Origin of the sequence: Rufibacter ruber (assembly GCF_001647275.1) — a bacterium.
Taxonomy (GTDB): Bacteria; Bacteroidota; Bacteroidia; order Cytophagales; family Hymenobacteraceae; genus Nibribacter; species Nibribacter ruber_C.
The window spans coordinates 34,011-56,672 of record NZ_LRMM01000011.1 but is presented as its reverse complement, the minus strand read 5'-3'; the positions used below and the strand labels follow the sequence as shown (position 1 = coordinate 56,672).

Sequence of the window (22,662 nt, the reverse complement as noted above, 5' to 3'; positions counted from 1 at the left end):
AAATCTCCTCCAAAACAGCTTTTTAGTCCAGCGTAATTTCCAAGGCCAAGCCTCTGAGTTCGTGGATCAACACGTTGAAAGACTCAGGGATGTTCGGCTTAGGCAACACGTCGCCTTTCACAATGGCTTCGTATGCTTTGGCACGGCCAATCACATCATCAGACTTCACAGTTAAGATCTCCTGCAGAACGTTGGCAGCCCCGAAGGCCTCCAATGCCCATACCTCCATCTCACCAAAACGCTGACCACCAAATTGTGCTTTACCACCCAACGGCTGCTGCGTAATGAGTGAGTATGGTCCAATTGAACGGGCGTGCATCTTATCGTCTACCAAGTGACCCAGTTTCAGCATGTAAATTACACCTACCGTTACGGGTTGGTCAAAGCGGTCTCCGCTTAGGCCATCAAACAGGTAAGACCGGCCGAAGCGAGGCAAGTTAGCCTCTGTCAGTTCAGCCGAAACTTGTTCCTCAGTGGCACCGTCAAAGATTGGTGTGGCATAAGTACGCCCTAACCTTAATCCAGCCCATCCTAAAACTGTTTCATAGATCTGCCCAATGTTCATCCTGGAAGGTACCCCAAGTGGGTTCAACACAATATCCATGGGTGTTCCGTCTTCCAGGAACGGCATGTCTTCCTCGCGTACAATACGGGCAACAACCCCTTTGTTACCGTGACGACCCGCCATCTTGTCACCCACTTTCAGCTTACGCTTCTTAGCGATGTACACTTTAGCTAGCTGCACAATACCTGCTGGCAACTCATCTCCTACTTCTAAAGTGAATCTATCACGCTTGAAGCGGGCAGAGATGGTGTTACGACGCTTGGTATAATTCTTCACCAGTTCCAGCAACATCTTGTTTGTTTGCTCGTCAGCAGTCCATCCTTCAAGGATCAGGTCCTTGAACATGTTCACTTCTTCCGGAACAGCATAGTTGCTTTCATCTTTGTAAGGGTTCTTGTCTGGGAAAAGCGCATCAGTGATGTTCTTTTTGCCAAACTTGGCACCTTTGGTCAAGATTTCATCCCCAAAACGGTGACGAACACCCTGGCTTGTTTTCCCCTCAAGCAATTCTACCAGCTTCTCAATCATCACGTTCTTCACGGCTTTGAGTTCACTGTTGTATTTCGCTTTCAGATCTTCCACCTCTTTCTTCGCTTTGGCGCGGAGGTTCTTATCTTTCTTAGGACGAGAGAAAAGTTTTGTCTCTATCACCACCCCATTCAAAGATGGCGGCGCTTTCAACGAGGCATCCTTCACATCACCGGCTTTATCACCGAAGATAGCACGCAGAAGTTTTTCTTCTGGCGTTGGGTCTGTCTCACCTTTAGGAGTGATTTTACCAATCAGAATGTCCCCTTCACGAACTTCAGCACCAATTCTGATGATACCATTCTCATCTAAGTTACGAACTGCCTCTTCGCTGACATTTGGAATCTCAGAAGTTAATTCTTCTTCGCCTCTCTTCGTTTCCCGAACCTCCAGTTCAAACTCTTCAATGTGAATTGAGGTAAAGATGTCATCTCTAACAACTTTCTCAGAGATCACAATCGCATCCTCAAAGTTATATCCCTGCCAAGGCATGAACGCCACCTGCAGGTTTCTTCCTAAAGCAAGTTCTCCCTGGTTTGTAGCGTATCCTTCGCACAACGGCTGACCCTTCACAACTCTTTCGTTCTTCTTAACAATAGGCGTTAAGTTGATACAAGTATCCTGGTTAGTCCGACGGAATTTGATCAGGTCATAGGTCACATATTCAGCGTCAAAACTCACCAGTTTTTCCTCATCAGTGAGGTCATACCGAATGATGATTTTGTTCGCATCAACAAAGTGAACCTCCCCATCACCTTCTGCTCTTACCAGAGCTCTGGAGTCAAGGGCAGCTCTTCCTTCCAGACCAGTTCCTACAATTGGAGCCTGCGGTTTCAACAGTGGAACCGCCTGACGCTGCATGTTAGATCCCATCAAGGCACGGTTCGCATCATCATGTTCCAGGAAAGGAATCAATGACGCAGCCACTGACACAATCTGGTTTGGAGCAACGTCCATGTAAGTGTAGCGTTCTGGCTCAACTACCGGGAAGTCACCCTCAAAACGGCCTTTAACTTTATCATTGATAAAGTTACCATTCTCATCAATCAAGGCATTTGCCTGAGCAATGTGGTGGGTATCTTCTTCTTCAGCAGTCAGGTATTTTACACCTGAGTTCATATCTACTTTTCCCTCTACCACATTGCGGTAAGGAGTTTCAATGAAGCCCATGCTATTTACGCGCGCATGCACGCAGAGCGAGGAGATCAGTCCAATGTTTGGTCCCTCTGGTGTTTCAATGGTACAAAGACGGCCATAATGGGTATAGTGAACGTCACGAACCTCAAAACCGGCGCGCTCTCTTGAAAGACCTCCTGGCCCCAGAGCAGACACCCTACGCTTGTGCGTGATTTCTGCCAGAGGGTTGGTCTGGTCCATAAACTGTGACAACTGGTTCGTTCCGAAGAACGAGTTAATCACAGAAGAAAGCGTACGGGCGTTGATCAGATCAACCGGTTTGAATTCTTCATTGTCCCGCACGTTCATACGCTCCTTGATGGTTCTGGCCATACGGGCCAGACCTACCCCAAATTGCGCATATAACTGCTCGCCAACGGTTCTTACCCGGCGGTTACTCAAATGGTCAATATCATCTACTACCGCTCTTGAGTTAATCAAACCGATCAGGTATTTCACAATGAGCACAATGTCTTCATTGGTTAACACCTTGGCATCCCAGTTATGCTCAAGTCCTAGCTTCTTATTGATTCTATAACGGCCAACATCGCCTAAGTCATACCGTTTGTCACTGAAAAACAGTTTCTGGATAATGTCTCGGGCAGTCTCTTCATCAGGCGCTTCAGTGTTCCTCAATTGACGGTAGATTTGCTCCACCGCTTCTTTCTCAGAGTTTGAGTTATCTTTCTGAAGTGTATTGTAGATGATGCTGTAGTCTGCAATGTTCACATTTTCACGGTGCAGGATGATAGACTTTACCCCAGAATCTGTGATAACATCTAAATCATCTTCTGTCACTTCTGAATCACGCTCCAATAAGACTTCGTTTCTGTCAATTGAAACCACCTCTCCGGTGTCTTCATCAACAAAATCTTCTGTCCAGGTGCGCAGAACCCGTGCAGCAAGCTTTCTACCAACAACACCTTTCAAGGTTTTCTTGTCAGCACTTACTTCTTCTGATAACCCAAACAGATCAAGAATGTCTTTATCTGTACCGTAACCTATAGCCCGAAGAAGCGTTGTTACCGGAAACTTCTTCTTACGGTCAATGTAGGCGTACATAACGTTGTTCACGTCTGTCGCAAACTCAATCCAAGACCCTTTGAAAGGGATAATTCTGGCTGAGTATAATTTAGTACCATTGGTATGTTTGCTTTGCGCAAAAAACACCCCTGGAGAACGGTGAAGCTGTGATACAATTACGCGTTCAGCGCCATTAATCACAAACGAACCTTTCTCAGTCATGTACGGGATGTTGCCCAAGAATACTTCCTGCTCAATAGTTTCAAAATCTTCATTGTCTGTATCATTACAGATCAGACGAAGTTTTGCTTTTAGTGGAACAGAATATGTTAATCCGCGGTCAATACATTCGTCAACTGAATATTTTGGAGGATCTACGTGGTAGTCCACAAATTCCAGAACGAAATTTTCGCGGGAATCAGAAATTGGGAAATTTTCAGCGAATACTTTGAAAAGACCTTCTTCCGTGCGGTTTTCGGCAGCTGTTTCCAACTGGAAAAAGTCTTTGAATGACTGCAACTGCACATCCAAGAAGTCTGGATAATCAATCACAGAATTAATGGAGGCAAAATTGATCCGCTCTGTCGTTTTACTTGTTGCCAAAGTTGTCAGATTTTAACGTTTAAACTTTGTCATGCCTAATAACGGTCTGTTCTAAGGCACTTATCTTCTAGAAAAAACTTTTCTAGGTACAAACAGGAAAAGACCTGACGAAAATGCCAGGTCTAACCCTTTGTGGTAATGGAAGGTAGTGTGTGGATTACTTAACCTCCACTTCAGCACCAGCTTCTTCCAATTGCTTTTTCAATGAATCAGCTTCATCTTTAGCAACACCTTCTTTCAATGGTTTTGGAGCACCATCAACAAGCTCTTTCGCTTCTTTCAAGCCAAGGCCAGTCAATTCTTTTACCAGTTTCACAACTGCTAGTTTAGAGGCACCAGCTGATTTAAGGACAACATCAAATGAAGTTTTCTCCTCAGCAGCAGCACCAGCATCTCCACCGGCAGCACCACCGGCTACCATTACTGGAGCAGCAGCTGCTGGTTCAATACCATACTCATCCTTAAGAATTGTAGCAAGTTCATTAACTTCTTTAACAGTTAAGTTAACCAACTGCTCAGCGAATGCTTTCAAATCTGCCATTTTTATTAGTAATTAAAAGTTGTTTTAAAATTGAAATTATTGTTCTCTCTCTGATAACGTTTTAAGCACGCCAGCCAACACATTGCCACCGCTCTGAAGGGCAGAAATAACGTTTTTGGCAGGTGATTGAAGCAAGCCGATGATCTCACCAATAAGCTCCTCTTTAGATTTGATCTTGCTGAGGGTATCTAGCTGCTCTTCTCCAATGTAAATGCTGCTGTCAATGTAAGCTCCTTTTAACAAGGGCTTTTTGTTTCCGCCTTTGCGGAAGTCTAACAACAATTTTGCCGGAGCATTTCCTGTTGTTGCTTCAAATAGAAGTCCTGAAGACCCTTTCAAAGCCACGTCTAATGAAGACGTATCCACATCAAGGGTGTCTAAGGCTTTGCGTATCAGAGTGTTTTTGTACACTTTGTACTCTATACCTCTATCAAAACACAATCTTCTGAATTTGTTGATAGTGGCTACCGTTAAGTCTGAAGCGTCCGTGATGTAAACGAAAGAGTTATTGGCTAACTTTTCGCTTAAGTCACGTACAATGATTTCTTTCTCTTCCCGTGTCATCTCTTTTTCTCGTTAGATTGAGTTTTTGTCAACTACCACACCAGGGCTCATTGTACTAGACAATGTGACGCTCTTGATATAAGTTCCTTTGGCTGAAGATGGCTTTAAACGATTCAAGGTAGCAATTACCTCAGCCGCGTTGGCTGCAATCTGATCTGGTCCAAAAGACACTTTTCCAATGCTTGTATGAATGATACCGGTTTTATCAACTTTAAAGTCAATCTTACCAGCTTTTACTTCTTTCACCGCCTTGGCAACGTCAGTAGTTACGGTACCAGCTTTAGGGTTAGGCATCAAGTTACGTGGTCCTAAGATTCTTCCTAGTCTACCTACTTTTGCCATTACCGCTGGCATCGTGATAATTACATCAACATCAGTCCATCCTTTTTCGATTTTCTGGATATAATCATCTAAACCAACGAAGTCTGCACCAGCATCTTTTGCTTCCTGCTCTTTGTCAGGAGTACAAAGCACTAATACACGAACATCTTTACCTGTACCATGTGGAAGTGTCACAACACCTCTCACCATTTGATCAGCCTTACGTGGGTCAACTCCTAAGCGCACATCAATGTCAACAGAGGCATCAAACTTTGTGAAGGTAATCTCTTTCACAACACCCGCTGCATCTAACAAAGAATACTCTTTTTTAGGGTCGTACTTCGCTAAGACTGCTTTTCTGTTTTTAGAAATTCTAGCCATTTGCTTTTTTAATTACTCACTCCAGGGAGCAGTGCCTTTAACTGTGATACCCATGCTACGCGCTGTACCCGCAACCAATTTCATAGCTGACTCCACTTTGAAAGCGTTCAAGTCAGGCATTTTGATTTCAGCAATCTCGCGAATCTGATCCCACGTCACAGAACCAACTTTGTTACGGTTAGGCTCTTTTGACCCGTTTTTGATTTTTGCTGCATCCATCAACAAAACTGGTGCTGGAGGAGTCTTAATTACAAAGTCAAACGACTTATCTGTATAGATCGTAATCAAAACTGGGCAAACTTGGCCAGCCTTATCCTGGGTTCTCGCATTAAATTGCTTGCAGAACTCCATAATGTTAAGACCTTTAGAACCAAGAGCAGGTCCAATCGGCGGTGCAGGATTCGCGGCGCCTCCCTTTACCTGAAGTTTCAGGTAACCTTTTATTTCTTTTGCCATTATTAATTATTACTACTGTTCCTTTTCTACTTGCATGTAGTTCAGTTCAACCGGTGTATTTCTACCGAAGATCTTCACCATCACGTTCAGTTTGCGACGCTCCTCAAACACTTCCTCTACTGTTCCAGAGAAACCATTGAATGGGCCATCCATCACCTTCACTGTCTCTCCCACAATAAACGGGGTCTCCAGAGTCTCAACTTCCTCAGAGGTCTCGTCAACTTTACCTAAGATGCGGTTGACTTCAGACATCCTCAAAGGAACGGGCTTTGTAGTGGCATTACCACCGTTAGCCCCCAGAAAACCTATAACTCCTGGGGTACTAGTGATCAGGTGCTCTACTTCACCATTTGAAATATCAGCGTGCACTAATACATAACCGGGAAAAAAGCTGCGTTCTCTCACGCGTTTTTTCCCGTTACGCATCTCATAAACTTTCTCTGACGGAATTAGCACCTGAGGCACCATCTCCGTAAGATTGTGACGCGCTACTTCATTTTCAAGATAAGACTTTGCTTTCTTTTCTTGTCCTGAAACCGCGCGCACTACATACCATTTTAAATCTGCCATTTCTCCAGCTCTTCTTTTTTAGAATTGGTTATAAAACCATTCCAGGGTGGAGTCGTAAACAAAGTCCATAGCACCCACAATGACTGCAAACACAACAGACCCTACCAACACTAAAATAGAGCTTTTTTGAAGCTCTGCGTAGGTAGGCCAAGATACTTTGTTCCGCATCTCCTCTACTGTGTCATTGAAGAATTTCGTCAACTTTCCCATTGTGATTCTATTTACTTCTATTGCACGGGAGGTAGGACTCGAACCTACAACCAATGGTTTTGGAGACCACTACTCTACCAATTGAGCTACTCCCGTAAAAAAATGCACGCCATTCATTCAAATGGAGTGCAAATGTAGTATTCTTTTTCTAAAAAAACAAGTCCGCCCCACTTCAACAGCAGAGCGGACTCATTTTTTTTGAAATTAGTCAAGGATTTCAGTTACCTGACCGGCACCTACAGTTCTACCACCCTCACGGATAGCGAAACGCAGACCTTTCTCCATCGCTACTTTGTTGATCAATTCAACAGTGATAGTGATGTTATCACCAGGCATCACCATTTCAACACCTTCTGGCAGAGTAATCACGCCAGTTACGTCTGTAGTTCTTAAATAGAACTGAGGACGATAGTTGTTGAAGAATGGAGTGTGACGTCCACCTTCTTCTTTAGAAAGAACGTAAACCTCAGCTTTGAATTTTTGATGAGGAGTTACTGAACCTGGCTTGCAGATAACCATACCTCTGCGGATATCAGTTTTCTCAATACCACGTAACAACAGACCTACGTTGTCACCAGCTTCACCTCTGTCAAGGATCTTACGGAACATCTCAACACCAGTTACTGTAGACTTCAAGCCTTCAGCACCCATACCCAAGATATCTACTTGCTCACCAGAGTTGATGATACCACGCTCAATACGGCCAGTGGCAACTGTACCACGACCAGTGATTGAGAACACGTCTTCAACTGGCATCAAGAAAGGAAGATCAGTTAAACGAGCAGGAATTGGAATGTAGCTATCAACAGCTGCCATCAATTCTTCAATAGTTTTCACCCACTTCTCATCTCCGTTCAAGCCACCAAGAGCTGAACCTTGAATCACTGGAATGTTATCGCCGTCAAATCATAGAAAGAAAGAAGCTCTCTGATTTCCATTTCAACTAGCTCTAATAACTCTGGATCGTCTACCATGTCCACTTTGTTCATGAACACAACAAGGGCAGGAACACCTACCTGACGAGCCAAAAGGATGTGCTCACGTGTTTGTGGCATTGGACCATCAGTAGCAGCAACTACCAGGATAGCACCGTCCATCTGAGCAGCACCAGTCACCATGTTTTTCACGTAGTCAGCGTGACCTGGGCAGTCAACGTGCGCGTAGTGACGGTTCTCAGTAGCATACTCTACGTGAGAGGTGTTAATTGTAATACCACGCTCTTTTTCTTCTGGAGCGTTGTCAATAGAAGAGAAATCTCTTTTTGCGGCTAGACCTTTACTCGCTAAAACCTGAGTAATAGCAGCAGTCAAGGTTGTCTTACCGTGGTCAACGTGCCCAATCGTACCGATGTTTACGTGCGGTTTGGAGCGATCAAATTGTTCTTTAGCCATTTTAGATAGTATTTAGTTCTTCGTTGAATAGTGCGCTCTATCAAAACACACCCGTTCGAGCCAACGATGGGAATTGAACCCACGACCCCTTCCTTACCAAGGAAGTACTCTACCCCTGAGCTACGTCGGCATAATGAAATGATGCAGCTTGCGCTGCATCATACACTTTTAAAAAAGAGCGGGAGACGAGGTTCGAACCCGCGACCTACAGCTTGGAAGGCTGTCGCTCTACCAACTGAGCTACTCCCGCTTGTTTACTAAAAGATCAGAAATTTCACTTTGAATAACCTGTAACCTTATTCTGATTTCTGACCGGTGTTGGTGTGGGGAGAGAAGGATTCGAACCTTCGAAAGCTTACGCTAACGGAGTTACAGTCCGTCCCATTTGGCCACTCTGGAATCTCCCCATTCTTCTTTCAAAGAACCCTAAAACCGTTTTCCGTTGCCGTTTTCGTTCTTAGGAGCTGCAAAATTAGATGCTTTTTCTTTCGTGTCAAATATTTCTGCAAATATTTTTTCAGGCCAATCATTTATAGCCCTTCGTTGTCCCTCAATTTCTCATCCTGTGCCTGCAGTTTTGCCACTGTTTCTTTACGTTCTTCTGTCTCTGCCATGAGTGTAAGCATTTGAAACGCTGACTGTTTGACCACTGGCATATTTTCCCGTTCCACTATGTTTACCAAAGCCTGCCAACCCCTCTCCTGCTCATCAATATTTTTTTTCATCAGGAAGGCGCCAAAGCTCTGTATGAAGTAATACAGGTCCCCGCTACGCAGTCTCCTGGCCTGCCGCAGGTACCAATCGTACATCTGGTTCTCCTGAGAATCTGTAAAAGCTGCGGCTACCGCATTTACTATGTCTGGGTTTTTCAGGTTTAAAAATGAAGTCAGGCGCTGCAGATCATGCTTGCCCCTGGCCCATGAGAAAATGGCGGCAGCGTTTACCTGGTAGGAACTGTCTTGCAGCCCTACTTCAATAATCTCTTTCGGGAGCCCTGTCAATGTCCCCAATACGTAAGTAGCCGTGGCCCTTACTGAACTGTTAGGGTCTTTGGCCGCCAGCATCTGCAGTTGCCCCTGCACTTCTGGAGATTCCATTAGAGGAGTGCTTACCAAGAGCTCTAGTCCTGTGGCTCTAATTTTCCAGAATGGATCTTGCACGGCTTTCATAATAGCTTCCTGCAGCCCCAGCCCGGTAGTGTCCCGTAGATGGTCCAGCGCAGTTGCCTTTGCAGCAAAGGCCGTGCTGTACTGGAACTGGTTTGCCCATTCTGAGATTGTCTGCTTATGTTGTATATCTGCCAACAACGTTTGCTCTGGGTCTACCACTACCGCTTCTGGGGTATGGGCCAATGGAAAACTGAAGCTCTGGTTTGTCTTTGTGACCTCAACCTGCCACTCCTGCTTCCCCCCTTTATGATAGATAGCAACCGTCAAAGGAAAGTTGTAGACGGTTGTCTGCACAGTGTCCTGTGTCTGATTCACGTGCAGTGTCAGGGACTGGTCCTGGAAAGAATGGCTGATGCTCAGCACCGGATGCCCCGGGGTGAGGAACCATTGCTGAAAGAATGGCCTGAGGTCTTTCCCGGTTACTTCCTCAAACGCCAAGCGCAGTTCATCTATCTCTACCGGACTGAACTTGTTCCGGACCAGGTAATAATTGAGAGACTGGAAAAAAGCCTCCTCCCCAACCAATTTCCGGAGCATGTGCAGCACCCTCCCGCCTTTGGCGTATGAATGACTGTCAAACATATCTTCCTTGTCCAGGTACCGGTACCGGATCAACGGCTCCTGCTTGGTTCTGGCTTCGCCTAAATATTCCAGCAATGCCTCTCTGTGCGTGAGAGCGGCTTCATCTGCCCCGTACTGGTGCTCCGCCCACAGGTATTCTGAGTAATCTGCAAAGGACTCATTCAGGGGCAGGTTGGCCCAGGATTCAGTGGTCACCAGATCACCAAACCACTGGTGGAAAAGCTCATGGGCAATGATATGGTCCCAGTTCTTGTCTAGCAGTTCCCGGCGGTCTTGCTGCACAGACTCCATAAACGTGGAGGCTGTGGTGTTTTCCATGGCCCCTGACACAAAATTACGTACCACCACCTGCGCGTACTTGTCCCAGACAAAGGGCACGCCCAGCTTCTGGGAGAAGAATTCCATCATGGCAGGGGTGCGGCCAAAGGTAGCTTTGGCCGTAGCCGCATACTCAGGCTCTACCCAATAGGTAACCTCCTTGTCCCGCCATTTGTCTTTCACCACCGTAAATTCACCAATAGCCATCATGGCCAGGTAAGGCGCATGCGGCTGGTTCATTCGCCAATGGTCTGTGCGCAGGCCGTTGGCTCCTTTTCTAGATGATACCAGCACCCCGTTTGAAAGCGTCTTAAACCGGTCTTCTACAGTCATGATGATCTCCTGCGTCATGCGCTCATTGGGTTTGTCAATGGTGGGGAACCAGGCAGAGTTAGCCTCGGTCTCCCCCTGCGTCCAGATTTGCTGGGGCAGGTCTTCCTCTTTCCCCGTGGGGTTGATGAAGTACAGGCCCTTATCTGCCAGAATGGCCTCACTTCCTTTCACCTTCAGTTCATTGGGCTTAGCCGTGTAGGAGATAAAGATTTGCAAAGTGTCTTTACGGGTATAGGCCTTATCCAGCTTGAGGGTGAGTTGGTAGCGGTCATAGTCATAGGCCAAGGGCACCTCCTGTTTTCCTTTTTGCAGTGTCACCTTATGAAGGTCAAACCCTTTGGCATCCAGCACAATTTTTTCCTGCGGATAGAAATACGGCTTAAGGGTGAGGGTGGCCTCCCCCAGCAGGTGCTGTTTCCCCCAGTCAAACCTTACGTTGAGCCGCGTGTGCAGCAGATCCATCAGGCGCTCAGCCGCAGGATTATAAGGCCCCTGGCTGGTGACAGGGGCGGGAGCCAAAGCCGCAGAATCAACCTTGGTGGCTACGGGTTCAGCGGCAACAGAGGTGTTTACAGGGCGTTTGGCGGCACAACCCGCCAGCAGCCCTGCTGCGGTCATATACAAGAAGGCGCGGGAAACAATGTGATTCATGCAAGGATTTATTAACTTTGAGGACTCAAGTTGAGAATTTATTCTAAACTTACCGTATACACGCTCTTAAACGCTGCTCTACATGCTACAGGTAAAATCAGCTACGAAAACGTGGCAAGTTGTGGTTGAGAAAAACCAGATTCTTCTCAATAACGCCCCTTTTACCTGGGATCTGCTCCCGCTCAACGCCACCTCTTTCCATATAATCAAAGACGGCAAGTCTTACACGGCAGAGCTGCTGGAGACCGAGCCAGACACCAAGACCTTCCAAATAAAAATCAACGGCAACGTGCACACCCTGCAGGTGCAAGACCGCATGGACCTGTTGCTGGAAAGCCTGGGCATGGGGCAGGCCCTGAGCCAAAAGCTCAATGACATCAAAGCCCCTATGCCGGGGCTGATTCTGGACATCAAGGTAACGCCGGGGCAGGAGGTGAAGAAAGGAGACCCAGTTCTCATTCTGGAGGCCATGAAGATGGAAAACATCATCAAATCACCTGGTGACGGCGTGGTGAGCGAGGTGAAAGTAAGCGTGAAACAGAACGTGGAGAAGAACCAGGTACTGGTTGTATTTTAGATAAAACCTGTTTTGGGCCTGTTTTTCAGAAAACAGGCCCAAAACGTATACAGGCGTCACTAACTATTCTACTTATAAGAAGCATGCGATTCAAACGAATTCTATTGAAGCTCAGCGGAGAGTCCCTGATGGGCGAACAGCAGTACGGCATTGACACCAATATGCTGGTGCAATATGCCCAGGAGATTAAAACTGCCGTAGACCTTGGGGTACAAGTAGCTGTGGTGATTGGGGGCGGAAATATTTTCAGGGGCGTACAAGCCGAGTCTGTAGGGTTAGACCGCGTGCAAGGGGACTACATGGGCATGCTGGCCACCGTTATCAACAGCATGGCGTTGCAAAGCGCCCTGGAGAAAGCCGGTGTGTTTACCCGCCTGCTCTCAGGCATCAATATTCAGCAGGTCTGCGAGCCGTACATACGGCGCCGGGCCATGCGCCACCTGGAGAAAGGCCGCGTAGTAATTTTTGGGGCCGGCATTGGCAGCCCATACTTCACCACAGACTCAGCCGCCTCCCTGCGCGCCATTGAGATAGAGGCAGATGTGGTGCTAAAAGGCACCCGCGTTGACGGCATCTACACCGCAGACCCAGAGAAAGACCCCACGGCCACCCGTTACGTAGACATTACCTTTGAAGAAGTATTTGAAAAAGGCCTCAACGTGATGGACATGACCGCCTTCACGCTCTGCAAAGAGAACAACCTGCCCATAGTGGTCTTTGACATCAACAAGCCCGGCAACCTGGCCAGATTGCTGGACGGGGAAAAAGTAGGCACCCTGGTGTCTATGTAACCAAGCCCCAGGCAATGGAATTTACAGAATAAAATCAGAAATTAGCGCCGCCCATTGGCTTACGCTGGGGCGGCCATACACAGCATATCTTTCTAACCGAAGAACAACATGACCGAAGAAATTAATTTTTACTTGAGCGAAGCCGAAGAATCTATGCAGAAGGCGGTACAGCATACAAGCGTAGAATTAACAAAAATCAGAGCCGGGAAAGCTTCACCGGCCATGGTGGAGCACCTGCGGGTAGATTACTACGGCACCCCTACCCCCATCTCGCAGGTTGCCAACGTCACCACGCCAGACGCCCGCACCCTCATGATCAAGCCTTGGGAGAAGAACATGATTTCTGAAGTGGCCAAAGCGATCAAAAACAGTGACCTAGGGCTTAACCCGCAGCAAGATGCCGAAGGCGTACGTCTGAACATTCCTGCCCTGACCGAAGAACGCAGACGCGAACTGGTGAAACAGGCCAAGAACGAGACTGAGAGCGGCAAGATCAGAATCCGGAACATCCGGAAAGATGTGAATGATGACCTCCGTAAGCTTCAGAAAGAAGGCACCTCAGAAGACGCCGTGAAAGACGCAGAAGGCAAGGTGCAGAAATTGACAGATGCTTATATTGTGAAAATTGACGAGCTTCTCACCAAGAAAGAAGCTGAGATCATGACCATCTAACCCTTACGTTTTTGGCCTGTTTTTCAGAAAACAGGCCAAAAACAGAAAGCCCCGTTAGAGCAATCTAACGGGGCTTTCTGTTTTTGGCAGGTATGCGTTCTATAGCTGCTTCTGTGCGTAGCCTAGTCCAGGCTTCTCAGCCATTTGGTGGCAGCATCAATATCATCAAACACCTCAATGCCGCGGGTGTCATAGGTAAAGCGCAAAGACTTGTCTGTGGAGAGCCGGCTGAACATGCTGGGCGAGTACACCCAGGCAAAGGCGGTCATTCCCGCCTGTTTCATGCGCGGAAACCAATCTGACCCTACCCATTCTGCCGCACTGGACCAAATTCCTTCTACATTGGTGTTGTCATTTAAGACCTTATGGCTCCCGTGCTGCACCATGGCCTCTAAGATCCGCTCACAGCCCTCCTGCACAGAACGAAGTGTTTGAAACCCTGTCCAGTCGGCATACACACATTGGGAGGAATCATCAAAAGAGATAGTGATAGTGGGGTCTTGAAACAGGACAGATTTACTCATTTTTCAATTAACTCTTCCATTAAAGAAGAAGTGGAAGCAAATTAGGCCAGCAAGCCGAGTTTACCAAGAACATTTTAAGGAAAAACAGGATTTAACCTCGCGCCAAAACCCCAAAACCCTTTTTTAACGAATCACACCCAAGAAAGGTTACCTTTGCTGGGTCACCTTGCCGCTGCTTTAACAGAAAAGAAAATATAACCAACTTTCCAGAGATAATTCAACCCATACATTACCAGAAACCTACCAGCACACCCACCCCGCACGGCGCCCACATTCCCCCTCCACCACCCATTCTTGGTTGCGCAGGTTCTGCCCCAGAGAATTGAACAGCACCTAAGAACGGAAACAAAGCCACAATCTCAGGGACAGCTGCTGCTTTTGCGTCACTGAAACAAGGGTTGGACACCCCTTAAAAAGCCGGGCGTCTGTTTTGGGCCTGTTTTGAGAAAAACAGCCTTAAAACAACGCCCGGCTTTTAGGACCGACAGCTCTACCTGTACAGTTTTTTAGCTTCTACATATTCCAGCACCGGCTCCGGCAACAGGTAACGGGTTGATTTCCCCTCTTTGAGGCACTTTCTGATAAACGTGGCAGAGATGTCCAGCAGCGGCGCGGGCACCACCTGAATCTTGGGGTGATTTTGAAACTGCTCCGGCACCTTGGCACTGCCGGGCCTGGGGTACACCAACACCTCAGCCTCTTCCAGCAGCTGTTCGTAATTCTTCCATTTGTGCAGCGTGGCCAGGTTGTCTTCGCCCATGATCAGGGCAAACTGGTACGTGGGGTATTTTTCCTTCAGGTAAATAAGGGTGTCAATGGTGTAGCTGGGCTTGGGCATTCTGAACTCAATGTCTGTCACCCCCAGGTCTGGGTTGTCTGCTATGGCCAGGCGCACCATGTGCAGGCGGTCAAACTCATGCAACAGGGTGTTGCTGGGTTTAAACGGGTTCTGCGGGCTCACCACCAGCCAAACAGTGTCCAGCGTGGTGTTGGTGGCCATGTAGTTGGCCAGAATGAGGTGCCCTACATGAATGGGGTTGAAAGACCCAAAGAGCAGTCCAACCCGCATGCTTATGCTATTACGTCTTCTTGATAAATGAAATCACGCACCAGTTTCTCCGCCTTGGCGAAGGCTTCTTCCAGGTTCTCGTTCACAATCACCTCATCAAACCTGTCTTCAAAGCTCAACTCAAACTTGGCCTTGAACACGCGGCTGGAGATGCTGGAGGCCGAGTCTGTATTGCGGGCTACCAAACGCTTAGAAAGCTCCTCAATAGAAGGGGGTTTCACAAAAATGGCAAGGGCGCGGTCTTTGTAGAACTCTTTCACACTCAGGCCGCCCTTTACGTCTACGTCTAAGATGGCATGTTTTCCAGAAGCCCAGATGCGCTCAATCTCAGATTTAAGCGTACCGTAAAAAGCGCCTTCGTACACCTCTTCCCACTCTACAAATTCGTCCTGGTCAATTTTCTGGCGGAATTCCTCTGGCGTGATAAAGTAGTAATCTTTACCGTTTTCTTCTGAGCGGCCGCGTCGGTCACGGGTGCAGGCAGAAATAGAGAAGTTTAATTCTGGGAGTACGTTTACTAAATGCCGTACAATTGTAGTCTTGCCGGCCCCTGAGGGAGCCGAAAAAATAATGATTTTGCCTTGCATTTGGGTTTAGCGCCGCTTAGTAGCCTAAGCTTATATGGTATGGATCTTTGATTTGATGGAGTTGACGAGGTCTGCAGGGGTGCCCGGCCGCGCAAGGCAGATTTCAGGAAGGTGATAAACTCCTGCTGCTTCTCAATACTCTCAAAGCAGGGCGAGCACTCATCAGCCTGCTCTGCCAGAAAAGCCTCATCCTCTTTAGTGGCGGCACCTTCCAACCACTTCTCAAACACACCTTTCACCTTCTCACAGTCAGGCTCGTGGTTTTCATCTGTGGCGCCTGCGCCTTTTACCTCATTTGTCATTGTAGTAGTTCCCATCATAATGCTGTAAATTAACTGTTATATCCCATTGATTTAGCGTATTTCTCCAACTTCTCTTTCAGGAAGTGCCGCGCGCGGTGCAACCTGCTCCTAACTGTTCCAATAGGGATGTCCAGTATCTTGGCCATCTCCTCATAGGTGAAACCCTCCAGGTCACAGAGAATGATCACCGTCCGGAAATCTACCGGCAAAGAGTTCAGCGCCCCGGCCACTTCATCCCCAATCAGGTCCTGCACGCTTTCCATGCGCAGGTCTGTGGTGCCGCTGGAGCCTTCGCCCTCAGCGTCCACGTCTTCTGAGTTGTAGTAGCCTTCCACCTCAGAGTAGTCTACTTTGGCGGGTTGCTTGCTCTTTTTCCGGAAGTCGTTTATGAACGAGTTCTTTAGGATGCGGAACAGCCAAGCTTTGGCATTAGTTCCGGGTTCAAAGTAATCGAAGAAACGATAGGCCTTTAAATAGGTCTCCTGGACCAGGTCATTGGCATCATCTTCATCAAGGGTAAGCCGGAATGCGAAGTTGTAGAGAGAGGAAATGACCGGCATTAGCTCCGCTTCAAAGCGGGCATCTTTTTCCTCTTTACTCATTGAATTCCCTCTCTGTTCGCTCATTTGACTTAATTTAGTACTTTTACAGCATTAATAAAGGTACCTATACGCAAATATAGAAATTAAATATACATAGGTACATACGAATATTCTAGCAGATGTTTTCAGTACCCGCTAGAAAGGTACTTTTCAGGAAGTTACTCCTGCCTCTTTTTTAGTTCTGCGCCCATGCCTGCACCCATTTCTGTCACCATTCTGGCCAAAAACAGCCAGGAATACCTGCCCGCCTGCCTTTCGGCCCTGGCCAGCTTCCCGGAGATTATCCTGCTGGACAACGGCTCTACTGATGACACCGTGGCTATTGCCCAGACGTTTGCGAACGTACGGGTGTTTCATTCGCCGTTCATTGGCTTTGGGCCGCTCAAGAACCTGGCCGCCTCCCACGCCACCCATGACTGGATCCTGTCTGTAGACAGTGATGAGGTGCTTTCGCCGGAGCTGGTGCAGAACATTCTCACCCATGCCCTCGCCCCCACAACGGTGTATCAGTTTCTGCGCAAAAATTTCTATGGAAAACGAGAAATCAATGCCTGTGGTTGGGAAAATGATTTTGTGCTGCGCCTGTACCACCGCCAGCATACCGGCTTCTCCCAGAGAGACGTACATGAGGGCATACGTACAGACGGCGTACAGGTAAGAACCTTACCGGGCACCTTAGATCATTTCTCTTACCGTGACGCCTCTGAGCTTGTCTCTAAAATGAATTATTACTCCTCCCTTTTTGCACAGGAGCACCAGGACCGAAAAAAATCTGGCTTTCTGAAAGCGGTACTGAAAGGAATATTTTCTTTCTTGAAGAATTATTTCCTGAAAAAAGGATTTCTGTATGGAGCTGACGGGTTTGTGATTTCGGTTACCAACGCGGCCGGTTCTTTTTATAAATACTACAAACTGTATGAGGCAAATAAGAGACTGAATAAAAACGGGTGACATACTACCTCCCGTTTTACCTCCTTAGAGCATGTTTAAATTTGTCTTTTGCGCTGCAAACGGGCATCAAAAGAACCTGGCTTCGCCCGTTTCTCTCAACGTAGCGCTGCTACGCTGCTCAAAAATGGTATAGCCAGAACCTTTCGCCCCCAGTTTTCGCCTGCAAAAACAAAATTTAAACAAGCTCTAGCATAACCTTACACACAGTTTACCCTATCCCCCTTTATGAGAATTTTACTTTCTATACCTGGCCACACGCGCACCATTCCCATGGGGAGGTTCACAGAGAAAGCATTACAGCAACTGGGGCATGAGGTGCATGTTTTTAACCATGAGAGAAATGGCCAGGTAGAAAGGGTGCGGGAAAAAATCAGCTTTAAAAGGTTTAAGGCATATAAGAACCAGCAGGTGTTAGACTTGGCAGAAACCATCAAACCTGATCTTTTCTTTACCATCTATGGGTTTAACCATGATGCCGCCACTCTGGAGAAGCTGAAGCAGAAAGGCATCATGACCGTTTGCTGGTGGCTCAATGACCCGTTTGACCTGGGGTACAAGCACATTCCGGCACACCTGTATGACCACTTCTTCTCCAACAGCAAAGGCACCCAAGGCGTGTACCATCACTACCAGGTTAAAAACTGTCACTACCTGCCCGTGGGCATAGACCCAGAGGTGCATAAACCCGGCGCATCTGGCGAGAAGAAATATGACATTGTGTTTGCGGGAGACTGGCACCCAATCCGGGAAAAAGCCCTGACCCAGTTGGTGACACAGTTTCAGTTTGTCCTGGCAGGTCCCTGGAAACGAAAGATTGATAAGGACTCGCCCTTGCGGCCCTACTTTGTGAACATGGGGTACTTCACTCCTACTGAGATGGCCGCTTTCTTCTCCCAGGCCCACATTGTCTTTAACCTGCACACCTGGTTTGGCCGCTGGTCTTATGGGGTAAACCCGAGGCTATTTGAAGCCAGCGGTTGCCGTGCGTTCCAGATCTCTGACCGCAAAGAAGAGATTCAGGACTTGTATGAACCCGGGAAGGAGATTGTGCTGTATGACCGGCTAGAGGAAATACCTGAGCTGCTCACCCATTACCTGGCCCGGCCGGAGGAATGTGACGCCATTGCCGCCAACGCCTACACACGCACCCTGCAGCAGCATACCTATATGCACCGTATGCAAGAGCTGCTGGAGGTTATCAACCGCTCGTGACCTTCTTTGCTATAGAAAAGAAACGCCCGGCCTCTCTGGAGAAGCCGGGCGTTTTTGCTCTGGTTTCCGGAAAACAGGCCGGAAACAGGATTATTAGTAACGGTAGTACTCTGGTTTGAACGGGCCCTCTACCTCCACGCCAATATAGGCGGCTTGCTCAGCAGACAGTTCCTCCAGCTCCACCCCAATCTTGGCCAGGTGCAGACGGGCTACTTTCTCGTCCAGGTGCTTAGGCAGGGTGTACACTTTGTTCTCGTAGGCATCAGCGTTGGTCCACAGTTCAATCTGGGCCAGGGTCTGGTTAGAGAACGAGTTGGACATCACAAAAGACGGGTGACCGGTGGCGCAGCCCAGGTTTACCAGACGGCCTTCGGCCAGCACAATGATATCTTTGCCGTCAATGGTGTACAGGTCTACCTGCGGTTTCACGGTGTCTTTGGTGTGGCCGTAGTTCTCGTTCAACCACGCCATGTCAATCTCGTTGTCAAAGTGGCCAATGTTGCAGACAATGGTTTTGTCTTTCATGGCCTGGAAATGCTCTGCCCGAATGATGTTGAAGTTACCGGTAGCGGTCACCACAATGTCAGCCTCAGGAATGGCGTTCTCCATTTTCTTCACGGCAAAACCGTCCATGGCGGCTTGCAGCGCGCAGATAGGGTCAATCTCTGTCACAATCACGCGGGCACCGGCCCCACGCAAAGACGCGGCAGAACCTTTCCCTACGTCACCGTAACCGGCTACCACGGCTACTTTACCGGCCATCATCACGTCAGTAGCGCGTCTGATAGAGTCTACCAATGATTCTTTACAGCCGTATTTGTTGTCAAACTTAGACTTAGTCACCGAGTCATTCACGTTGATGGCCGGAATCAACAAAGTGCCGTTCTTCATGCGCTCGTACAGGCGGTGCACCCCGGTAGTGGTCTCCTCAGACAGACCTTTGATGTTGGCGGCCAGCTCCGGGTATTTGTCAAACACCATGTTGGTCAGGTCGCCACCGTCGTCCAGGATCATGTTCAGGGGCTGACGGTCCTCGCCAAAGAACAGGGTCTGCTCAATGCACCAGTCAAACTCCTCGGCGTTCATGCCTTTCCAGGCGTACACCTGTATGCCCGCCGCCGCAATAGCCGCCGCCGCATGGTCCTGGGTTGAGAAGATGTTGCAGCTAGACCAGGTCACCTCAGCGCCCAACGCCACCAGTGTCTCAATCAACACCGCGGTCTGGATGGTCATGTGCAGGCAACCGGCAATACGCGCACCCGCCAATGGCTGGCTGGGGCCGTACTCTTCCCTGATCGCCATCAGGCCCGGCATCTCGGCCTCGGCCAGTTTTATTTCTTTTCTTCCCCACTCCGCCAGGGAAATATCTTTTACTTTGTACTTCTGATAGGTTTCTACCATGGTAGTTCAACTTTTTTATATAGAACCACAAAGGTACACAAAAGTTTATCATCCTCCATTGAAGAGGTTTCAGCCGTTTTGGGGCTAGTTTTGGAAAAACAGGCCAGAAACAGGAAATCAGCACCCCTACCCTACCACCACCCTTTGCAATGCTCACTTCCGCCGAAAAGAAATTTATAGAAGACCATCTCACCGCTGACCCGGCGCAGCTGGTGCTGCAGGCCCAAAAGTGGCCCCGGCTCAACGTGCCCAAACTGGCGCAGCAGGTGCAGGCACGGCAGAAGGCCAAGAACAAGCTCCCTGCCTGGGCGGCTAACCTGGAGCTGGTTTTCCCTGCCAACCTTTCTGTGGAGCAGAGTTCCTCTGAGCTCACCGCCGCCTACAAGGCAACCCTGGTGCCTGCAGAGACACTGGCAGATTTGACCGGCGGCTTTGGGGTAGACGCCTTCTATTTTGCGCAGCAGTACAGGCAGGTGTACTATGTGGAGCGGCAGGCCGAACTGGCGCAGACCGTTGCCTACAACTATTCCCAATTGGGCGTGCAAAACGTGCAGGTGTGCCACCAGGAGGCCGAAGACTTTCTGCAAACCCTCTCTGCCCCGCTGGATGTCATCTACCTGGACCCCGCCCGGCGCGGCCAGGCCCGGGAGCGGGTGCACCTTCTGCAGGACTGTGAGCCAGATGTGCTGCGCCTGCTGCCCCTCCTGCTCAGCAAAGCGAAAAAAGTGCTATTGAAAACGGCCCCCATGCTGGACCTGGACCTGGCACTGCAGGAATTGCCCGGTGTCACCAGGGTATGGATTATTGCCGTGCAGAACGAAGTCAAAGAGGTGCTGTACTTACTTGAACAGGAGACGGTAGAAACCCCGCAAATAACCGCGGTGCACCTGCGGCCGGGGCAGGCGCCGCAGGAAATCACCTTTACCAGACAAGAAGAGGAAGCGGCTGCGGCCATTTATACCCCAGAACCGCTCCGGTACCTCTATGAGCCCAATACCGCGCTGCTCAAAGCCGGGGCGTTTAAGTGGCTCTCACAGCACTATCAGGTGCAGAAGCTGCACCGCAACAGCCACCTCTATACTTCAACAGATTTGTGCCGGGCGTTTCCGGGCCGGATTTTTGAAATCAGCGCCAAACCAAAAGCCAGCGCCAAAGAAATGCACAGGCTGCTGCCCCAGAGAAAAGCCAACATCACCGTGCGCAATTACCCTTTAACGGTGGCGCAGCTGCGCGATAAGTTAAAACTGAAGGAAGGCGGCGAAGATTACCTGTTTGCCACCACAGATAGGCAGAACAAGCCAATTCTGCTGCTCTGCCGCAAAGTTTAAGCCTGACAGCAGTTCTGTTTTTGGCCTGTTTTGGCCAAAACAGGCAAAAACAGGAAATGTCTTTACGTGAGCCGGTAAAGAGAACCATACACGCTATACCTGGTATTTAGGGTTGGCCTTGCTCACCCACCTGCTGCCTTTGAGCCGGAAGCGCCAGGGCAGCAGGGCATCTGCCCCGGCGTAGGCCACCCCCACCCGCGGGCCTTCCAGGATATCCTGCTCCGGGACCTCTAGCCCCCGGTCCTCAAACCAAATCTCAGAGCCGGTCAGGCTTGCGCCGGTGTGCCGGGTAGAAATGCCCAGCGCCTGCGTGAGCAGCCCGGGGCCGGCCGTAAGCCGCGGCTCTATTTTCGCCAGATTTCGGCGCAGCCGCATTTCTTCTATGCCTTCTAAGGGCTCAATGGCTCTGATGAGCACCGCATCTGCCGTGCCTTCTGCGTTGGTCACCACGTTGAACAGAGAGTAGATCCCGTAAATGAGGTACACGTACGCCACACCACCCTGGTGGTACATGATCTCTGTGCGCTTAGTGCGGCGGCCCAGGTGCGCATGGCAGGCGGCATCCCGGGTGCCGGAATACGCCTCGGTCTCCACTACCAGGCCGCGGGTCAGCACTCCGTCAAAGCGGGTGCAGAGGTGTTTCCCCAGCAGTTCGCGCGCAATGGTCACCACGTCTGGGCGGGTATAGAAAGCCTCAGGAAGTTTCTGAGCAAGAGAGGTTGGCCCCAAGGTTCTTGTTATTGCTTGATGTAGACTTCGGTCACGCCGTCTGCGGCCACATTGCTGATGACCAGCGTTCTTTCGCCGCAGAACCAGTACTGGTACCCCACCGGCATGAGGCTCTGCCCCACAATTTTGAACGGCTGCCGTTCGCCCTGCAGGTTTCCGTCCAGCCGCTCCTCGTATTCACCGTTTTCAAAAAAAGTCAGGCGCTTAGGCGTTCCCACCTGTTCACCCGTCAGGAACTCGTCTTCTTTTGAGCCCATGTAGTTGGTTCTGATGCCTTTCAGCTCCCACTCCCCCACCAGCCAGCTCTGTGTGGTCACTGAGTCTGTGGTAGTCACCTCGCAAAGGGCCACCGCCACCTGGTTGCTGTTGTCTTCTGCCGCCTCTTCTCTGCTGGCATTCTGGTTCTGCTGGCATGACGCCAGGCCCAGGCCCACGGCCAGGACGGCAAACATTCTTTTTCTCATAGCAGTGGTAGTAGGGCCCAACGCATCTCCTGCCAACCGGGGCACAGAGACGCATCTGGCCTTTTTCAGGC

22 protein-coding genes, 4 tRNA genes and 1 pseudogene are annotated in these 22,662 nt (G+C 49.1%); 6 read left to right on the top strand and 21 right to left on the bottom strand.

Going from position 1 to position 22,662, the window contains the following annotated elements:
• Nucleotides 1-22: 22 nt before the first annotated feature.
• The 13 genes and pseudogenes from rpoB to A8O25_RS06390 form a co-directional block, all read right to left on the bottom strand.
• The gene (gene rpoB, locus A8O25_RS06450) at nucleotides 23-3,895 is read right to left on the bottom strand and encodes a DNA-directed RNA polymerase subunit beta (protein WP_066832325.1); all 3,873 of its coding nucleotides are present in this window, start codon (nucleotides 3,893-3,895) and stop codon (nucleotides 23-25) included.
• Between the two features lie 157 nt (nucleotides 3,896-4,052).
• Nucleotides 4,053-4,436 carry a 50S ribosomal protein L7/L12 gene (rplL, locus tag A8O25_RS06445; RefSeq protein WP_066832322.1) on the bottom strand — a complete coding sequence of 128 codons (384 nt, stop codon included), beginning with the start codon at nucleotides 4,434-4,436 and terminating at the stop codon, nucleotides 4,053-4,055.
• A gap of 36 nt (nucleotides 4,437-4,472) precedes the next feature.
• Nucleotides 4,473-5,000, bottom strand: coding sequence for a 50S ribosomal protein L10 (gene rplJ / locus A8O25_RS06440; protein WP_066832315.1), 528 nt, complete (start codon nucleotides 4,998-5,000; stop codon nucleotides 4,473-4,475).
• Nucleotides 5,001-5,012: 12 nt separating this feature from the next.
• Nucleotides 5,013-5,702: a 50S ribosomal protein L1 gene (rplA, locus tag A8O25_RS06435; protein ID WP_066832312.1), complete on the bottom strand. Its 690-nt coding sequence runs from the start codon at nucleotides 5,700-5,702 to the stop codon at nucleotides 5,013-5,015.
• Nucleotides 5,703-5,714: 12 nt separating this feature from the next.
• Nucleotides 5,715-6,158 (bottom strand): 50S ribosomal protein L11, encoded by a 444-nt coding sequence (gene rplK, locus A8O25_RS06430; protein ID WP_066832309.1) that lies wholly within the window; start codon nucleotides 6,156-6,158, stop codon nucleotides 5,715-5,717.
• A gap of 12 nt (nucleotides 6,159-6,170) precedes the next feature.
• Complete coding sequence (gene nusG, locus A8O25_RS06425; protein ID WP_066832306.1) at nucleotides 6,171-6,728, bottom strand: transcription termination/antitermination protein NusG; 558 nt, start codon at nucleotides 6,726-6,728, stop codon at nucleotides 6,171-6,173.
• Nucleotides 6,729-6,746: 18 nt separating this feature from the next.
• Complete coding sequence (gene secE, locus A8O25_RS06420; RefSeq protein ID WP_066832303.1) at nucleotides 6,747-6,938, bottom strand: preprotein translocase subunit SecE; 192 nt, start codon at nucleotides 6,936-6,938, stop codon at nucleotides 6,747-6,749.
• A gap of 23 nt (nucleotides 6,939-6,961) precedes the next feature.
• Nucleotides 6,962-7,034, bottom strand: a tRNA-Trp gene (locus tag A8O25_RS06415).
• Nucleotides 7,035-7,142: 108 nt separating this feature from the next.
• Nucleotides 7,143-8,329 (bottom strand): annotated as a pseudogene (gene tuf, locus A8O25_RS06410) (elongation factor Tu).
• Between the two features lie 58 nt (nucleotides 8,330-8,387).
• Nucleotides 8,388-8,459, bottom strand: a tRNA-Thr gene (locus tag A8O25_RS06405).
• A gap of 47 nt (nucleotides 8,460-8,506) precedes the next feature.
• Nucleotides 8,507-8,579 (bottom strand) — tRNA-Gly (locus A8O25_RS06400).
• 74 nt (nucleotides 8,580-8,653) lie between these two features.
• Nucleotides 8,654-8,736: transfer RNA gene (locus A8O25_RS06395), tRNA-Tyr, on the bottom strand.
• 123 nt (nucleotides 8,737-8,859) lie between these two features.
• Nucleotides 8,860-11,382, bottom strand: coding sequence for a M1 family metallopeptidase (locus A8O25_RS06390; RefSeq protein WP_082893494.1), 2,523 nt, complete (start codon nucleotides 11,380-11,382; stop codon nucleotides 8,860-8,862).
• Between the two features lie 82 nt (nucleotides 11,383-11,464).
• Between A8O25_RS06390 and A8O25_RS06385 the strand changes: the two genes are divergently transcribed.
• From A8O25_RS06385 to frr, 3 genes are all read left to right on the top strand, one after another.
• A complete protein-coding gene (locus A8O25_RS06385; protein ID WP_066832300.1) occupies nucleotides 11,465-11,959 on the top strand; it encodes an acyl-CoA carboxylase biotin carboxyl carrier protein subunit in 495 nt (164 codons plus the stop codon).
• A gap of 83 nt (nucleotides 11,960-12,042) precedes the next feature.
• On the top strand, nucleotides 12,043-12,750 hold the full coding sequence (gene pyrH, locus A8O25_RS06380; RefSeq protein WP_066832297.1) for a UMP kinase: 708 nt from the start codon (nucleotides 12,043-12,045) through the stop codon (nucleotides 12,748-12,750).
• A 108-nt stretch (nucleotides 12,751-12,858) separates the two neighbouring features.
• Nucleotides 12,859-13,422 carry a ribosome recycling factor gene (gene frr, locus A8O25_RS06375; RefSeq protein WP_066832294.1) on the top strand — a complete coding sequence of 188 codons (564 nt, stop codon included), beginning with the start codon at nucleotides 12,859-12,861 and terminating at the stop codon, nucleotides 13,420-13,422.
• A 122-nt stretch (nucleotides 13,423-13,544) separates the two neighbouring features.
• Here the strand turns inward: frr and A8O25_RS06370 are convergent, their stop codons facing one another.
• The 5 genes from A8O25_RS06370 to A8O25_RS06355 all read right to left on the bottom strand — a co-directional run bounded on the left by A8O25_RS06370 (nucleotide 13,545) and on the right by A8O25_RS06355 (nucleotide 16,530).
• Entirely contained in the window at nucleotides 13,545-13,946 is a 402-nt protein-coding gene (locus A8O25_RS06370; protein ID WP_066832292.1) for an STAS/SEC14 domain-containing protein, read from the bottom strand.
• Nucleotides 13,947-14,436: 490 nt separating this feature from the next.
• Nucleotides 14,437-15,015: a nicotinate (nicotinamide) nucleotide adenylyltransferase gene (gene nadD, locus A8O25_RS06365; protein WP_066832288.1), complete on the bottom strand. Its 579-nt coding sequence runs from the start codon at nucleotides 15,013-15,015 to the stop codon at nucleotides 14,437-14,439.
• Nucleotides 15,016-15,017: 2 nt separating this feature from the next.
• On the bottom strand, nucleotides 15,018-15,602 hold the full coding sequence (gene gmk / locus A8O25_RS06360) for a guanylate kinase (RefSeq protein WP_066832285.1): 585 nt from the start codon (nucleotides 15,600-15,602) through the stop codon (nucleotides 15,018-15,020).
• A complete protein-coding gene (locus A8O25_RS22905) occupies nucleotides 15,533-15,922 on the bottom strand; it encodes a hypothetical protein (protein ID WP_153042621.1) in 390 nt (129 codons plus the stop codon). Before A8O25_RS22905 ends, gmk begins: the two co-directional genes overlap by 70 nt.
• 11 nt (nucleotides 15,923-15,933) lie before the next feature.
• On the bottom strand, nucleotides 15,934-16,530 hold the full coding sequence (locus tag A8O25_RS06355; protein WP_066832282.1) for a sigma-70 family RNA polymerase sigma factor: 597 nt from the start codon (nucleotides 16,528-16,530) through the stop codon (nucleotides 15,934-15,936).
• 165 nt (nucleotides 16,531-16,695) lie between these two features.
• Between A8O25_RS06355 and A8O25_RS06350 the strand changes: the two genes are divergently transcribed.
• Together A8O25_RS06350 and A8O25_RS06345 are read left to right on the top strand one after the other, a co-directional pair.
• A complete protein-coding gene (locus tag A8O25_RS06350; RefSeq protein WP_066832280.1) occupies nucleotides 16,696-17,457 on the top strand; it encodes a glycosyltransferase family 2 protein in 762 nt (253 codons plus the stop codon).
• A 225-nt stretch (nucleotides 17,458-17,682) separates the two neighbouring features.
• Complete coding sequence (locus A8O25_RS06345; RefSeq protein ID WP_066832278.1) at nucleotides 17,683-18,669, top strand: CgeB family protein; 987 nt, start codon at nucleotides 17,683-17,685, stop codon at nucleotides 18,667-18,669.
• 93 nt (nucleotides 18,670-18,762) lie between these two features.
• Here A8O25_RS06345 and ahcY read toward each other — a convergent pair whose 3' ends face one another.
• Entirely contained in the window at nucleotides 18,763-20,070 is a 1,308-nt protein-coding gene (gene ahcY, locus A8O25_RS06340; protein WP_066832276.1) for an adenosylhomocysteinase, read from the bottom strand.
• A 149-nt stretch (nucleotides 20,071-20,219) separates the two neighbouring features.
• Here ahcY and A8O25_RS06335 point away from each other — a divergent pair, with 149 nt between their 5' ends.
• Nucleotides 20,220-21,398 carry a THUMP-like domain-containing protein gene (locus tag A8O25_RS06335; RefSeq protein WP_066832273.1) on the top strand — a complete coding sequence of 393 codons (1,179 nt, stop codon included), beginning with the start codon at nucleotides 20,220-20,222 and terminating at the stop codon, nucleotides 21,396-21,398.
• 93 nt (nucleotides 21,399-21,491) lie between these two features.
• Here the strand turns inward: A8O25_RS06335 and A8O25_RS06330 are convergent, their stop codons facing one another.
• Entirely contained in the window at nucleotides 21,492-22,127 is a 636-nt protein-coding gene (locus tag A8O25_RS06330; protein WP_066832265.1) for a DNA-3-methyladenine glycosylase, read from the bottom strand.
• A gap of 8 nt (nucleotides 22,128-22,135) precedes the next feature.
• The gene (locus A8O25_RS06325; RefSeq protein ID WP_153042620.1) at nucleotides 22,136-22,591 is read right to left on the bottom strand and encodes a hypothetical protein; all 456 of its coding nucleotides are present in this window, start codon (nucleotides 22,589-22,591) and stop codon (nucleotides 22,136-22,138) included.
• Between the last annotated feature and the right edge of the window lie 71 nt (nucleotides 22,592-22,662).